Raw genomic sequence first — 15,713 nt, 5'->3', positions numbered from 1 at the left:
CCTAAGCTGCTGCGCTGTGCGGCATCTTAACGAGGGTCTTTCACTTCTACTATACATCCATCATACAAACGCTCAGGAGGCAACCCACCATGTTTAAAGTATTGGTCTCAGATCCAATCAGCGATCTAGGCATTCAGAAACTTATGGATGCAGAGGATGTCGTTGTCGACAAGAAGCCCGGATTAAGCGAGGACGAGCTCGTAGCCATTATCGGCGAATACGATGCCCTTCTCGTACGCAGTCAGACGCGCGTTACAGCGCGCATTATGGATGCTGGTAAATCGCTTAAGGTTATCGGTCGCGCCGGCGTCGGAGTGGACAACATCGACTTGGAAGCAGCTACGCAACGCGGAATTATTGTTATTAATGCACCAGACGGCAACACCATCACAACTTGTGAGCATACATTTGCCATGATGATGTCCGTTGCTCGTTTCATTCCACAAGCCTACCTCAAGACTGTAGGCGGCGAGTGGGATCGCAAGTCGTTCCTCGGCGTCGAACTACGCGGCAAAGTGCTTGGCGTACTCGGTATGGGCCGTATCGGCAGCGAAGTTGCCAAACGCGCGAAAGCGTTCGACATGGAAATTTGGGGTTATGACCCATTCCTCACGGAAGAGCGCGCCGAGAAGCTTGGCGTTCGTCTCTCCAGCGTAGATGACATCGTACGGAATGCGGACTTTATGACGGTTCATACGCCGCTTACACCGGAAACGCGCCACATGATCTCTCGTGCGCAATTCGAAGTCATGAAGAAAGGCATGCGCATCGTGAACTGCGCACGCGGCGGTATCATTGATGAGCAAGCGCTTGTGGAAGCTATCGATCAAGGAATCGTAGCAGGTGCGGCATTCGACGTATTCGAGGTTGAACCACCGGCAGCCGATCATCCGTTCCTGAAGCATCCGAAAATCATCGTAACCCCTCATCTTGGTGCGTCTACGGTTGAAGCACAAGAGAACGTGGCCATTGATGTATCGGAGCAAGTGTTGAACATCCTTCGCGATAAACCGTTTATGAACGCGGTCAACATGCCTCCAATTCCGGCGAACGTGCTGAATAAGCTTCAACCGTACTTCGGTCTTGGCGAGAAGCTGGGTAACTTTATTGCTCAACTGACTGAAGGCGCCGTGGAAGAAATCAATGTCAGCTATGCAGGCGAGCTGGCTGAGGTTGATACACAGCCGCTGACACGTTACGTGGTACGCGGAGTGCTTTCTCACCACCTGGGTTCGGATCAAGTCAATGTCGTCAATTCCATGCATCTTGCGAAAGAACGCCATGTGAATATCGTCGTACAGAAGTCGCACGAAGCGCGTGACTTCACGAATTCCATCACAGTTACACTTCGTTCCAAAACAGCAACTCGCCTCGTAACAGGTACGATGTTGACCGGTTACGGACCGCGAATTGTACAAATTGACCGTTTCCCTGTCGATGTTGCGCCTGAAGGCAACATCATCTTGATCTCGCATAACGACAAACCGGGTATTATCGGCAATGTCGGCATGCTGCTTGGCAACAACAACGTGAACATCGCAACGATGCAGGTTGGTCGTGAGCTTGTTGGCGGTTCCGCAATCATGGTATTGACTGTAGACAAAGGCGTGTCGAAAGACGTTATCGCCGAGCTGGTCCAATTGCCTGATTTGAACAAAGCGAAAGAAATTAATCTCTATTAATGAATAAGCTCCGACCCTTTTCGAGGGTCGGAGCTTTTTTATGCACTCTTCCGTCATGAAAATGTTTCACGACCAACAAGATTTCTCTACTTCCTTCAACAAGAACCGACTTTCAAGCGTCAGCTAATCCCGACAAGCTGCATTTTCACATAGGTCGAATCATACCAATGCGCGCGAAGCTCAATACGATGACCGCTTCTGCCTGCAGCCCAATGAAACGGCACAGAGAAGTATTCATAGCGATTCGCTTGCTTCCAGTCGTTACGCTGAAGAATCCGCTCCGCAATCACCGTACCCGAATCATCCGCATCGACAACCTCAAGCCTAATGACGTCGTTTGTTCCGCTGTTGCTGTCAACCATCATTTTCCAAGTGGCAATATTATCCCCTACCGGTGTATTGGTCGTATACGGACCATATTGCATGTAATCAGGGCCGTCCAAGCTTGTAGAAGCCGACCAGCCGTCACCGTCGCTCCGCCCAATGACGTGACCGATACCGGAATCCGACATCCCCCATTTCAAGTCAAAGCCCCCGTCATTCTCATTGGCGATAAGCGCCCTGCTTGTAGGATTCGTCCGATAATAGATGAAGTTCTCGCCGTCTACCGATAAGAAACTAGGTCCGTCGTTTCCGAACGTATTATCCGTCTGAGGCAAAATGTTATTTTGACTAAACTTGCTCCAGTGGAGCAGATCCGTCGAGCTCGCAACGCCGGAAGACCATTTGGCCGTGTTGTAAGGTGGATCTTCGCTGCCTTCATAGGTCATATAATAGGTGCCGCCTACTTTGACAACATCGCGATGCCCTGCCGTTCCGGCTTCCCATGTACCGGGTACGGTATCGATTACCGGATTGCCGGAATATTTGGTCAGTGCCGTCAAGCTCGTTCCCGTTGCAACGCCTATGCGGCAATCTGAGCCATCATAGCCATGATAGAATAAATACCACGTGCTGCCTTCTTTATAGAGCGACGGTGTCCCGATATTGACGCTTTCCCAGCCGGTAGAGTTGTGGGTTAGAATCTGACCCTGTTTCGTGAAATTAACGCCGTCCGTCGAGGTTGCCAAACCAATCTGTCCAGGTGACCCCGTACCCGTTCCTTCATAGACGAGATAGAAGGTACCGCTGTCGTACCAGACGCCAGGAAACGTAGCAAACGAGTCATCCCATTGTCCGGGCGATCCTGCCGTTAACACAAAGCCGTTATCCGTAAAATTAACGCCGTCGGTAGACTTCGCTAAGCCGACGCCCCCTTTTCCGAATGCATCCCATTTGATGTAATACGCCCATATCTCGCCGTTCACTTTAAGGGTAGATATGAAGTGCATCGAAAACGAGGTGCCGATGAACGGATTGATTTTATCCAGCTTAATAAAGGCTTGATTATCGATCAAATGTGACATGTTGGATGCGATATTCAAGGTTGCCACGTTACCAGAGGATACTGCAGCAGGACCGATATCTGTCGCAGCCGAGTTATAATCGGCGCTATTTACAAATACTACGCTCTTCGTCGTCGTGCTTCCGCTCGTAACTTTAATGTTGTCATACTGCGCGGAATACGTTTGAGAAGGACTGTCGTTCTCCCCGACGATATCCCATTTGGATGAGGTTTTACCGATCATGGAGGCTGGCACCGCCAGCTTGCGATGGTACCACTTATTCGTGGCATAGGCGGAGATATTGGCATTCGGATGTCCGCTAATATTGTTCTGATCCTTCCAGACGGATGTTCCGGTATCCCGGAAGTAAGTCCCGTCGGCATTCATAATTTCGATGCCGCCGGCACCGTCAATGCCATTGGAAATCTTCACATCATATTCGATATAATCACCGGAAACAAACGTATACGCTTTGTTCGAAATGCGTTTGTATATATACTTGTTCGCTGTACTGCTGGCGTCATTCGTCACGCTGAGCGAAACGATATCACCGCCTGCCCATGGGTTAGCGCCTGCGGTTGCCGTTGCCGCAAACATGCCTGTCATCAAAACCGTCGATAAGAATAGCAGGACCCATTTCTTCACCTGATCGGCTTTCATAAACATCCTCCTTTGAAGTGGAAGTGAATGCAAGCTCAGTTTAATTTAGTACAATTTGACCAGTCAATATAGCCTTCTATAGCAACCAAGCTCTTTTTGCAACTTTTTTTGAAAGGGACATCCATCGAGTAAACAGAGAAAAAAGCTGCCCCACGTGAGGAGCAGCTTCTTCTGTATGCTATACAACGGGCAATAGAATGGTAAACGTAGTACCGGCTCCCATCGCGCTTTCCGCTTTAATTTGACCGCGATGCGAATCGATAATGTTCTTCACGATGGCAAGGCCGAGACCTGTTCCGCCCGTTCCGCGTGTTCGAGCTTTATCAGCCTTGTAGAATCGTTCGAAGATAAACGGAAGGTCACCTTGCGGAATCCCCTCTCCCTCATCTGTTACTTTAATTTCTACAAAAGCCTTCTGTTCGACGATCAAATTGCGTGCACTGAGCGTGATCGACGCCTGCTTCGCCGTATGGCGAATCGCATTATCGAGCAGGTTCGTCAGCACCTGCTCCATCCGATCCTCGTCTGCCTGCCCGATGACGAGCGGCTCTGCAGGGAGCTCGATATGGAGGTGGATGTCCTGCTCCTTCGCCAGCACTAAGAACTTGCGATGGACTCGCTTAAGCAGTCCGGTCAGATCCGTCTCGACCAGCTTCATCTCAATATGCCCGGCTTCCATTCTGGCCAAATCAAGCAAATCTTTCACGAGGCGCCCCATTCGCAGCGACTCCTCGTAGATCACCTGTGCTAACTCCTTACGTTCCTCAGGTGAACCCGCAATATCGTCGAGCAACGCTTCGCTGTAGCCTTGCAGCATCGATAGTGGCGTCCTGATTTCATGCGAGACATTGGCAACGAAGTCGCGGCGAAGCTTCTCCAGCTTCGTCTCCTCCGTGACATCCCGCATCACCGCAACCGCACCGCGAACGGTATGATTGGATTTGAGCGGAGCCATCACAACAGACCATACGCCGCTTTGCACATGCACTTTATCGGACAAGTCCCGACCTTCCCGAAGTACTTTGCGGTAAAGGTCAAACATCGGCTCCGGCACCTGCGTGTGTGAGCCGATGTAATCCTCTGTCCATTCCAGCTCATTCCACTTGTCAATTAACTTCTGACCATGTGGATTGGCCAATATGATCTGGCCTTCCGCATCGAAGGTCACGACCGCATCCGCCATACTGCGATGGACGCTCGCGAGGTGATCCTTCTCATGATTCAGGTCATGAATCAACGTATCCAGCTCGGAAGCCATATTATTAAACGTGGTGGCCAAGTCACCGATCTCATCCGTCGAGCGAATCGGTACTCGCGTACGATACTCGCCTTGGGAGATTAGATCAGCCGCTTTCTTCAGCTGAAGCAGCGGCTGTGTGATTTTGGTCGATAGGAAAAACGCAAAGAACGTCGATAACAGAAACCCGATGATGGCCGTGTAGACAAACAGCACCTTGACATCATGCGAGTTCTTAAAGGCAATGTCGATATACTGCAGCAGGAACATCCCCAGAATCAGCAATACGACCGCCACAAGCGCGATAATAGTAATCCATAGCTTCCCGACAACACTGCGCCAGATCATCACTTACTTCGGCACCTCAAGCTTATAGCCTACGCCCCAAACCGTCGTGATCATCATCGCAGCTTCCGGAGAAACTTTATTCAGCTTCTCGCGAAGTCGTTTCACATGGGTATCCACCGTACGAAGATCTCCGAAGAATTCATAGTTCCAGACGTCTTTCAGCAGTTCCTCGCGGGAGAATACTTTATCCGGCGAAATCGCCAAGTAGTGAAGCAGCTCATATTCCTTCGGCGTTAAGCTGACCTCTTGCCCACCGGCCATCACACGATGAGCATCATGCTCGATAATGAGATGCGGGAACACGATATTATTGCTCGTCAGTGCTTCCTTCGTTAAGAACGCGGTCGCCGACGAACGGCGCAGTATCGCTTTCACACGATAAATCACTTCGCGAGGGCTAAATGGCTTAACCACATAGTCATCGGCACCTACTTCAAAGCCTTGAACGCGGTTCATTTCCTCGCCTTTAGCCGTCAACATAATAACCGGCGTGGCCTTTACCTGACGAAGCCTGGAACAGACCTCTATGCCATCAATACCCGGCAGCATGACATCCAGCAGAATCAAGTCAAACTCGCCTGCCGTTGCAAGGCGCAATGCCGTTTCGCCGTCCTCGGCCTCCTCGATGAGATAGCCTTCCTTTTCCAGGTACATTTTGAGCAGCCTGCGAATCCGTTCTTCGTCATCGACTACAAGAATGCGGTGAAGTTCTTCAGACATGTCCGTTGTCTCCTTTCAATTCTGCGCTAATCATCTTTAAACGCCTGCATAAGAGTGCAAGCCGACGAGGACCAAGTTAACCCCAATCAGCGTAAACATAACGACGACAAACCCGATAACCGCGAGCCATGCCGACTTGGAGCCATGCCATCCGCGCGATAGACGCAAGTGCAGGTAGGCTGTGTAGTACAGCCAAGTAATAAGCGCCCACACCTCTTTCGGATCCCAGCCCCAGAAACGCGACCAAGCGATGTAAGCCCAGATCATCGCGAATATGAGCGCGCCTAACATGAAGATCGGATACCCGATTGCAATGGCGCGATAACTGATTTCATCGATATCATCTTCGTCGATGCCATCCATAAGCGGATGAATCGCGGCCCCAATGCGCCTGCGCAAAGCGAGGCGCAGAAGTCCGTATAGAATCGTCCCGTTTATAATGGACCACGTGATCGTGTTCAGCTTCCGTGCAGCATTGACACCTTTCATCCACGACGGCGTCTCCATCAGTGGTTTCTTCACGCCGAGGAAAGGATCAACCGATACATCCTGGCTGTTGAAAGGTTTAAAGATCGGTGGAAGGGAGTATTCTACCGTTTCGGTCGTCGTGCTTTCAATCCCTTTATCATCGATAACCACATTCTCTTGCTTGAATGACGCTTCATAGCCTGCACCGCGGAAGGCAAAGACCGAACCGATAAAGGCAATGATGAGTACGATAACATAGAGCGTAAATTCGACCCAGCGTTGTTCGCGTCTTGCTTGCGGACTCGTTTTCTTGAAGTCGACCGTACGAAGCAAGTACATAAGTCCGGCTGCAAAACCGACCGCGAAGAATGCTTCGCCCGTTGCCGCTGTCGTAACGTGAACTTTAAGCCAGATGGATTGGAGCGCCGGGATAAGCGGCTGTACCTCTTGCGGGAATACCGCCGCATACGCAACGATCACAACCGTCAGCGGGAGTGTAAACAAACCAAGCAGCGGTTTGCGGTAAATGGCATTGACGACGATAAAAGCAAACATGATCGCCATCGCCAAGAAGGTCATAAACTCATACATGTTACTGGTCGGGATGTGACCTCCGCCGATCCAGCGTGTAATAAAGAACGTAAGATGCGAAGCAAATCCGAGAATCGATACCGCGTAAGCGAAACGGCCCCAGCGGCGAACATGCTCTTCCGGGCTGCGGTTACTCCATTTGCGGCCCAGTGCCGAAACGCCATAAAACATAAATCCGAAGCAATACAAGAAAAATGCGACTATAAAGGCGTCGCTGCTAAAATCAAGCAAACTCACGATTTGTTCCTCCCGTTATCGAGCGACTTCGGCTCTACGACGACGCCTAAACCGCGCAACGCGGAAGCGACCTCGGCACGCATGCCGTAATTATTCTTGTTCGTATGTGCGCCTAGCGTGACGCGGCCGCCGTCTATGCGAAGCCAAATTCTGCGGTGATGCCAATAAGAACCCAGCAGCAGTCCGAACATCGAGATGCCGGCCCCTACCCAAATATAGGGCATCGCCCGATCCGAGCGAATGTTGAGCGAGGTCATTACACCTGCGAACTCAACGCCTTCCATAGCCGGCACCTTCAGCTCGAATCGTTTAGCCAACTCCCCATTGATGAGGTCTTGACTGAATCTCGCTTTGTCCGTCTGTTTCGGGAAGTACATATACGGCTCGCCGTCTGCCGCCAAATCCGGGCCTTTCATGACGAACACAAATGCCGGAGCATTCGGCTCCTTGGATTTCGTTGTCGGCTTGCCCTCCGCGTCCAGCGCAAAATCCATGTACGTCTGGCGGAGTTCAAGCGTGTACGGTCCAAGCGTATAGGTTAATTCCGGATTTCGCATGACAAGATCAAAGGGTCCATAGGTTTTACCCGTCTTATGATCGATCAGAACGGGATGTACAGCCTTCAGCTTCGGTGTATCGTCAAAGCCGAACTGATACGCCTTGATGCCTTTGTAGGAAAGCGGATCGTTCACAATAATATTGTGACGCTTCACTTCCTTCAGCTGCGGCTGCTTAGATGGGTCATCGCAATCCGCCTCGCATTCATACAACACGGCCTTCGTCTCATAGAGCTTAGCCCGGGGTGTCCCTTTCAGCGATTCCGGAAGCTCAGCATCCGTATAATAATTAATCGTAAACTTCTCGTTCTTTACGTAATAATTCGTTTCGGGGATTTGAACCGTTTCCCCTTCCGTCACCGTTACGTAGTTGTCCATTGCCCAACCGGGAAGCGTCCGAAGCAATACCGCGAGCAAGAAGATAATCAAGCCGATATGATTAATATAAGGTCCCCAGCGGCTGAACCGATACTTCTCCGCCAGCAGCGCGTCGCCTTCATGATGAACCTTATAATGCTTGCGCTTCAGCTCCTTGGCCATAGCCGCGGTCCAATTCTCTGCGGAGCCCTCAATATCGCTCGTATACACGGTCTTCTGTCTGGTCAAGAAGTTGTTATGCTTTCGAATTTGCTGCTTGTTCAATGCCCGATAGAGCGGCAGCACACGGTCAAGACTGCAAATAACAAGCGAAGTTCCGATCATAACCAATAGTCCGATAAACCACCACGACTCGTACGTATTGGACAAGCCGAGCTTATAATACCATTTGCCGATCCAACCGTAACGCTCTTCGTAATACGTCGTAGGATCAAATGAGATAAAGGCATTCTCTTGCGTGAAAATCGTGCCGACCATAGCCGCAATCAGTGTAATGACGATCAATCGAACAGCGATCTTAACCGAAGAGAAAAAGTTCCAAACGCGGTCAATCGGTGATGGATTGCTCTTCTGCGAGCGGCGGGCAATGCCGTCGTAGCGCATCTCAAGCGGCGCTTCGCTCTCCGCCTCTTCGCCGTCCAGCGGATTACCGCAATGCTCGCAAAGTACGGTTCCGACCGGATTCTGGTGACCGCATTCGCATTTCGTATTTTCAAAAGTCAACATGCAAAAAACCTCCTTCGACTAGGACTGAAGCAATTTCTCGATGCGCTTGTCCATGTCCGCTTCCGCCATCGGTCCGACAAAGATGTCTTGAATCGTTCCATCCGGCTTCACAAAGAAGGTAGTGGGATACGACTTCAAACCGTACTTTCGCTGTACGTCATTGTTCTCGTTAAGCAGAATTGAATAGCTGACATCAAACTGCTTTGCAAAATTAGAAACGGTCAATTTGTCCTCGCCAAGATTAATCCCGACAACTTCAAACGGCTTGTCTTTATGCTTAGCGTATTGAGCAACCAAGTCCGGTGTCTCCGTTACGCAGCCCGGGCAGTATGTACCCCAGAAATTAATGACAAGCGCTTTGCCTTTGTAGTCTGCGAGCCGGTGTGTTTGGCCGTCCATGCCGAGCAGGGCGAAATCCGGCGGTTTGGAGCCTTTCCGCGGAAGCCCGTCGTGAGAACTAAACAGGGCATTGCCGATCGCATAGCCCCCGAGGAGCAGTACGCCCAGAAAAATAACCAGTTGAATGAGCCTGCGGTTCGATTTCATAAATGTTCGTTAGTCACCGCCCGTTCTTATGCTGCATTTTACTTCAATCGAATACTATCATTATAACGAAAATTCGACGGCAATTGAGGTTGCCGTCGCTCGTTATTTTTGAATTTTATGTGTCTTGACAGCCGCTGCTCGCAGCTCTTGGACCTCTTTAGGTGTTAAATGGCGGAACTTTCCACGCGCCAGTCCGTGTAAGCCCAATTCACCGAATCGTACGCGGCGAAGCAGCAATACCGGATGGTTAATGGCATCGAACATCCGACGGACCTGTCTGTTGCGGCCCTCGTAGATCGTGATCGTAATCGTCGCCTGATTCTTCTCTGTATTTACATCGTGATACTCTACCTCAGCAGGTGCTGTCATTCCGTCCTCAAGCAGAATGCCCTGCTGCAGCCGCTCCAGCGCCGTACCATGCGGCACCCCTTTTACAGTGGCCCAATAGGTCTTCGGTACGTGATGGCTTGGATGCGTCAATAAGTTCGCAAACTCGCCGTCATTCGTAAGCAGCAGCAAACCTTCCGTATCATAATCAAGCCGGCCAACAGGATAGACACGCTCTGTTATGCCGGGCAGATAGTCCGCCACAATCTTACGTCCCTGCGGGTCACTCGCACTTGTAATGACGCCTTTGGGTTTATGAAGCATCAAGTAAAGCTTGCTTTCACTCTGGATTCTGCGGCCCTTAACCGTAATGATATCAACGGCCGGGTCTGCTTTGACACCCAGTGTGGTAACTGTCTCCTCATTGACCTGTACTTGACCGGACAAAATGAGCTCCTCGCATTTGCGGCGCGATGCGACGCCCGCCTGCGCTAAAATCTTCTGTAAACGTTCCAATGATTTCACCTCACCCACCATCATACCCTAAAAGACAGGTGGAAAGAAAGTGGACAACAAATAAGCCCGCAAGAGCGATGCACCGTAAGTGCCGCACTCCTATGGGCTTTATCCGGACAAGTTAGCCAAATACCATTAAACATATAATAATAGCAGCGAAGAAACCTACGAAATCTGAAAACAAACCGACTTTAAGTGCATATTTACTGCGCCTGATGCCTACTGCTCCAAAATAAACCGTGAGCACGTATAGCGTCGTATCCGTACTGCCTTGAATCGTTGACGATATTCGTCCAATCATGGAATCGGGTCCGTAAGTTTTAATAAGCTCCGTCGTGAAAGCCAGCGAGCCTGCTCCGGTAAGCGGCCTGAGCAGGCCGAGAGGCAATACCTCACTTGGTATGCCTAAGCCATCGAACAAAGGCCGTATCAGCGCTGCCATCATGTCCATCGCGCCCGATGCGCGGAACATACTGATCGCCACCATCATACCGACCAAATGCGGAATTATGTTTATGGCCGTACCGAAGCCATCCTTAGCGCCTTCAATAAACGTTTCATATACCGGCACGCGTTTAAAAGCGGCATATAGCGGGATAAACACGATCATGAACGGGATGATCCAAGCAGAGATGGCCGTTATCCACTCATACAACGGCCTCACCCTTTCCTTGTCCGTCTGCGGTTAGCGACTCCACGCTTCGAGGAGGTGCTGCCGTTCCATCACGACTTGTCCAGCGCGGCGGCTTATTGCGATATCGTTTCCGATACCAGCGGTCGGCAACGATGGCTGCGGCCGTCGCGATTAAGGTAGCGGCTAACGTTGTCCCCACAATCTCCGCGGGATGCGCAGAGCTGTACGTCATACGAATGGCAATCAGCGTTGTAGGAACCAGCGTAATGCTGGAGGTATTGAGCGCAAGCAACGTACACATGGCTGCGGATGCAGTCTCTTTGTCCGGATTCAGCTTCTGAAGCTCCTGCATTGCTTTGATTCCCATTGGTGTTGCCGCATTGCCAAGCCCAAGTATGTTTGCACTCATGTTGCTCATTATGTAACCGAGGGCCGGATGACCCTTCGGCACGTCTGGGAACAGAAACCGGACAACCGGCTGCAGCAAGGCGGCGATTTTGCGAAGCAGACCGGCATCCTCGCCAATCCGCATGAGCCCCAGCCAGAATACCATAACGCTGATAAGCCCGAAGCTGACTGTGACTCCGCTCTTCGCCCCTTCGAACGCGGCCTCGGTCAAGGCTTCCATTCGACCATTCACAATTGCTGCAACGAAGCTGACCGCAATAAAGAAAAGCCAAATGAAGTTTACCATCCCCCGGCCTCCTTCCCTCCAAACAAAGTCGATAGCGTGACGGTCAGCGCCCGGCGGAAGGAAGCAGACGATAATCCGCCATAGGCTGACTCCGATTGATCGCCGATCACCCAAGCCGGTTTCTCCGGCAGTTTAATGCGCTGACTCTGCGGATCAAACACCGGGGTCGAGCCGATTCTCTCCTCGCCGACAAACCATTCCAGCTTTCCGCGCTCACCAAGTTTGTACGCTGTAGAGTTCGCATCAATCAACGTCAGCTTCGAGCGAAGCTGCTGCTGCTCGCCGTCAGCGAACGGATAGAGCAGCGTTCGTCCAACTGCAAGGGGATACCCGTTGATCGATTGGCCTTTATGCGTCACTTCGGTTAAGTGGAAATTGGCAAATCCGAAGTCGAGCAGCTTTCGGTGATCCTGCCAGTCATCACCGTCATTTAAGGTAACGGCGACAAGCTGCTGGCCATTGCGCGTAGCGGAGCTGACTAAAGTACGAAGCGATTTCTTCGTATAGCCCGTTTTAACCCCGTCTGCCCCTTCGTACATCGACAGCATTTTATTTTTATTCCGCCATAGGTAGTCCCAGCTATCGTTTGGGTTCGGAGCTTTCTTCTCCTTTGTCTTCACGATTTCTTTGAACACCGGGTTCTTCAAGGCGTAGGCAGTGAGCTTGGCTAAATCGTTTGCTGAGGAATAGTGTCCCTCGGCATCCAGGCCGCTCGGATTCATGAACTGGGAATTAGACAGGCCGAGCATCTGCGCCTTTTCATTCATCATATGGACGAAACCTTCCTCCGTACCGCCGACATGCTCGGCAATGGCTGTTGCCGCATCATTCCCGGATCGAAGCATCAGTCCGTAAAGCATATTTTGCAAGCTCATTTCCTCACCGCGCTGCAAGTAGATGGACGACCCTTCTTTCCCTGCCGCCCGAATACTCGTCTTCACTTTATCCGTGAGTTTGCCGTGCTCGATGGCTACAATCGCTGTCATGATTTTCGTTAAGCTTGCAATAAGCATGGGCTTGTCCCCGTTATAGCTGTAAAGAATACGCCCTGACTCCACATCGATCAGCGCAGCGCCTTTGGCATGTGTCGAAACGGTCTGTTTCGGAGCAGCGGCAGCTGTCGTTATTCCGGACAGGGAGAGCAAAGCCGCGGTTGCAAGCAGAATCAGTTTGTACCATTTTCGGGTGAATCTCGACCTCATACACTTCCTCCTTCGAAACTGGCGGGCAAGAACATGGTCTTGTACCAGTATATGAACCGGTCCATGAGATATACTACCAAGCCCGTCCTAAAAAAAAAGAAACCGCCCCGCAGGGACGGTTCCATATGCATTTAGTGGCCATCCATACTTTCGATGAGGACTGATTCCAGCCCGCTGTCACTGCTTGTCGTTCCTTTTTTGAACATACTCTGGATTTTCTCGAACACTTGCGGCGCAGAATCAATGACCTTTTCCATCAAATGAGTCTGATTATCCAGCGGTACAATACGTACCCCCTGCGTGCCTACGACAAGGAAAGCGATTGGCGTTATGGATACCCCGCCGCCGCTACCGCCGCCAAATGGCAATTGCACGGCCGCGTTATGCGCTTCTCCGTGCTTATGCTCGTCGAACCGGATATCACTGCCCCCCGCGACAAAGCCGAAGCCCACTTTCGATATCGGCATGATGACGCTGCCGTCCGGAGTTTGGACAGGATCTCCAACTATGGTATTTACATCCACCATTTCCTTAATATTTTCCATTGCTGTCTGCATTAACCCTTGTATCGGATGGTCTGTCATCTCAAAAAAGTCCTCCTTGGTTCAAAGTCGGTAGCTGCACCTTGCCGTTCATATCGTTCCCCCGCTGAAGGAGCATTATGTAATCAGCCGCGAAGCAGAATACGCTGTAAGCCGAGCAAGCCGCCCGGAAGTCCGTGAGCTTTCTTAATCCGGACGAATAACCGCACAATGGCAAAAATCGCATAACCGAACGGCACCTTTGCCGTAAATTGGCCCTCCGTTGAGAAATGCGGCTTCTGGTACACCGGTTCAACCACAAAACTCGGTTCCGTGGTTAACCGTACGAGCTGCGATAAGACGCCGATTGTCGTAGTCTTCACCGACCAGACCATGCCGGTCAGCATGGCCGTCCACATGGCGTCATCCGTGCCAACCGCAGTCCGCCATTGCCATTCTGTCAGTCTTACATGTCCTAGCGTGATGCGAACCCAGCCGAGCATGTCGTCCGTATGCTTAAGCAGCAAATGCGCTTTGTCGATGGAACTCATAATCGAATTCGCATCCACTTTGTTCATCTTGGCATCCAGATCAACCCCGCCTGCGTTCTCCGCCGTCAATTCCTGTTTCAATTCGATGCTCATCCCTTTGAATTTCACAATCGGCAGCTGCCAATGATAATGAATCAAACCGAAAAGTGCCCGAATGCGCAATTCCGCATCATCATCGCTGCCGATCCGTTTCATATGGCCGCGAATCACAACGGGAGACGATAGCGCAATGATCAAGAGCAAAAAAAAGAGACCTGTCCCGATCATCCATCCGAGCGGGTAGCCTAACATGGCGTTTCCCCCGTTTCCCTTAATTGGTCGGATATAGTATGACCTAGCGGACAAATCTCATTCTTGTTTCTAGCTTTCTTCTGTTGGAGTAGGCATCTCTTCGAGCGTCATTTGACGGCCTTCCAGCCTCTCGAACAGCGCTTGCGTCTGCTCGTCCAAGGAATCGTCGATCACTGCCGAAGGCTCAGGCAGCGCATCAAGACCTGCCAGTCCGAAATAATCGAGGAACGACTTCGTCGTTCCATACAGAATCGGTCTGCCGATTTGCTCGGCGCGGCCGATCTCTTCGATTAAGTCCTTGTTCACCAGCGATGCAATGGCCCGGTCGCTCTTCACGCCGCGGATTTCCTCAATATCGACACGCGTTATCGGTTGTCTGTAAGCAACGATAGATAACGTCTCAAGCGCCGCCTGCGACAAACTGGAACGAGTCGGCGAATAAGCCATTCGCTCGAAGTAGGCTGCATGCGCAGGGTTGGTCGTAAGCCGATAGGCACCGGCTACGAAGGAAACCTGAATGCCGCGCTTCTTGCTTTTCAAATCCTTCGTAAGATCTTTCGCGATGTCTGCCGCCACAGCTGCATCCAGCTCTAGAATTTCTGATAGCTGCTTTGCCGTCAGCCCTTCATCCCCGGCCATGAACAGCAGACCCTCAATAATCGACTTCAGTTTCGAGAAATCCACCTTCGACTGCTTCTCCTCTCCAATGCACGACGATATCATCAAACAGGCTGTGCTGATAACAACGAATATGCTTCATTTTCATCAGCTCAAGAAGCGCCAGGAAGGTAACGACTACCTCGTGCCGGCTCATATCGTCACGGATCAGCTTAGAGAAGCGGACCGTTTCGAATTCGCGGAGCACCTCGATAATATCGCGTATACGGTCTTTGACCGAAATTTCGTCTCGCTGAATGGTCGCGATGACATTGCGTCTTGCCGCTTTGCGGAGCGCTTTCTGAAAGGCTGCGATGAGATCGCCGACATTCAGTCCTTTGACCGGATTCTCCGGAATAGCCTTCATGAAAGGCGTCAAATCCTCCGGCTCCTTCGTGTAGACAAGACTCCGCTCGAATTCTTGTTCGCGGAGCTGCTCGGCGATTTGCTTATACTTCCGGTATTCCACCAGCTTCGCGATGAGCTCATCACGAGGATCAAGCCCGTCATCGGGCCATTCGTCGTCAAAGTCGTCGTGATCGATGACCGGCGGTTTCGGCAGCAGCTGTTTGCTTTTGATGGAAAGCAGCGTGGCCGCCATGACGAGAAATTCGCTCGTGACCTCCAGCTCCAGTTCTTGCATCGCATTCAAGTAGTCCATATATTGATCCGTTATTTCGCTGATGGACACCTCGTGAATGTCGATTTCCGCTTTATCGATGAGATGAAGCAGAAGATCGAGCGGTCCTTCGAACGATTCCAGCTTATACGTCACCGCCATGGTG

15 protein-coding genes are annotated in these 15,713 nt (G+C 51.2%); 1 reads left to right on the top strand and 14 read right to left on the bottom strand.

The annotated features are described in order from the left end of the window. Nucleotides 1-89: 89 nt before the first annotated feature. The gene (gene serA / locus AC6ESO_RS10635; RefSeq protein ID WP_497091322.1) at nt 90-1,682 is read left to right on the top strand and encodes a phosphoglycerate dehydrogenase; all 1,593 of its coding nucleotides are present in this window, start codon (nt 90-92) and stop codon (nt 1,680-1,682) included. Nucleotides 1,683-1,801: 119 nt separating this feature from the next. Here serA and AC6ESO_RS10630 read toward each other — a convergent pair whose 3' ends face one another. From AC6ESO_RS10630 to AC6ESO_RS10565, 14 genes are all read right to left on the bottom strand, one after another. Continuing rightward, nucleotides 1,802-3,727 (bottom strand): glycoside hydrolase family 130 protein, encoded by a 1,926-nt coding sequence (locus tag AC6ESO_RS10630; protein WP_497091321.1) that lies wholly within the window; start codon nt 3,725-3,727, stop codon nt 1,802-1,804. 178 nt (nt 3,728-3,905) lie between these two features. Continuing rightward, nucleotides 3,906-5,315, bottom strand: coding sequence for an ATP-binding protein (locus tag AC6ESO_RS10625; RefSeq protein WP_497091320.1), 1,410 nt, complete (start codon nt 5,313-5,315; stop codon nt 3,906-3,908). Further along, nucleotides 5,316-6,032, bottom strand: coding sequence for a response regulator transcription factor (locus tag AC6ESO_RS10620; RefSeq protein ID WP_091219085.1), 717 nt, complete (start codon nt 6,030-6,032; stop codon nt 5,316-5,318). It lies immediately after the preceding gene. A gap of 36 nt (nt 6,033-6,068) precedes the next feature. Continuing rightward, on the bottom strand, nt 6,069-7,328 hold the full coding sequence (ccsA, locus tag AC6ESO_RS10615) for a cytochrome c biogenesis protein CcsA (protein WP_497091319.1): 1,260 nt from the start codon (nt 7,326-7,328) through the stop codon (nt 6,069-6,071). Then, the gene (resB, locus tag AC6ESO_RS10610; RefSeq protein WP_497091318.1) at nt 7,325-8,989 is read right to left on the bottom strand and encodes a cytochrome c biogenesis protein ResB; all 1,665 of its coding nucleotides are present in this window, start codon (nt 8,987-8,989) and stop codon (nt 7,325-7,327) included. Before resB ends, ccsA begins: the two co-directional genes overlap by 4 nt. An 18-nt stretch (nt 8,990-9,007) precedes the next feature. Further along, complete coding sequence (locus AC6ESO_RS10605) at nt 9,008-9,535, bottom strand: redoxin domain-containing protein (protein ID WP_494818916.1); 528 nt, start codon at nt 9,533-9,535, stop codon at nt 9,008-9,010. 102 nt (nt 9,536-9,637) lie between these two features. Further along, the gene (locus AC6ESO_RS10600; protein WP_090976791.1) at nt 9,638-10,378 is read right to left on the bottom strand and encodes a pseudouridine synthase; all 741 of its coding nucleotides are present in this window, start codon (nt 10,376-10,378) and stop codon (nt 9,638-9,640) included. 121 nt (nt 10,379-10,499) lie between these two features. Beyond that, nucleotides 10,500-10,988 (bottom strand): spore maturation protein, encoded by a 489-nt coding sequence (locus tag AC6ESO_RS10595; protein WP_497091627.1) that lies wholly within the window; start codon nt 10,986-10,988, stop codon nt 10,500-10,502. Between the two features lie 37 nt (nt 10,989-11,025). Continuing rightward, complete coding sequence (locus AC6ESO_RS10590) at nt 11,026-11,706, bottom strand: nucleoside recognition domain-containing protein (RefSeq protein ID WP_497091317.1); 681 nt, start codon at nt 11,704-11,706, stop codon at nt 11,026-11,028. Next, nucleotides 11,700-12,908 (bottom strand): D-alanyl-D-alanine carboxypeptidase family protein, encoded by a 1,209-nt coding sequence (locus tag AC6ESO_RS10585; protein WP_497091316.1) that lies wholly within the window; start codon nt 12,906-12,908, stop codon nt 11,700-11,702. The genes AC6ESO_RS10590 and AC6ESO_RS10585 overlap by 7 nt, the downstream gene beginning before the upstream one ends. Nucleotides 12,909-13,039: 131 nt before the next feature. Beyond that, entirely contained in the window at nt 13,040-13,492 is a 453-nt protein-coding gene (gene ytfJ / locus AC6ESO_RS10580; RefSeq protein WP_494818913.1) for a GerW family sporulation protein, read from the bottom strand. Nucleotides 13,493-13,575: 83 nt separating this feature from the next. Further along, on the bottom strand, nt 13,576-14,271 hold the full coding sequence (locus AC6ESO_RS10575) for a DUF2953 domain-containing protein (RefSeq protein ID WP_497091315.1): 696 nt from the start codon (nt 14,269-14,271) through the stop codon (nt 13,576-13,578). A gap of 69 nt (nt 14,272-14,340) precedes the next feature. Next, complete coding sequence (scpB, locus tag AC6ESO_RS10570) at nt 14,341-14,955, bottom strand: SMC-Scp complex subunit ScpB (RefSeq protein ID WP_497091314.1); 615 nt, start codon at nt 14,953-14,955, stop codon at nt 14,341-14,343. After that, nucleotides 14,924-15,709 carry a segregation/condensation protein A gene (locus AC6ESO_RS10565; RefSeq protein ID WP_494818910.1) on the bottom strand — a complete coding sequence of 262 codons (786 nt, stop codon included), beginning with the start codon at nt 15,707-15,709 and terminating at the stop codon, nt 14,924-14,926. Before AC6ESO_RS10565 ends, scpB begins: the two co-directional genes overlap by 32 nt. Nucleotides 15,710-15,713 lie beyond the last annotated feature (4 nt).

The organism is Paenibacillus rhizoryzae (assembly GCF_059686995.1).
Note: the sequence above shows the minus strand (reverse complement) of the source record. Positions and strands in the feature narration are given on the sequence as shown.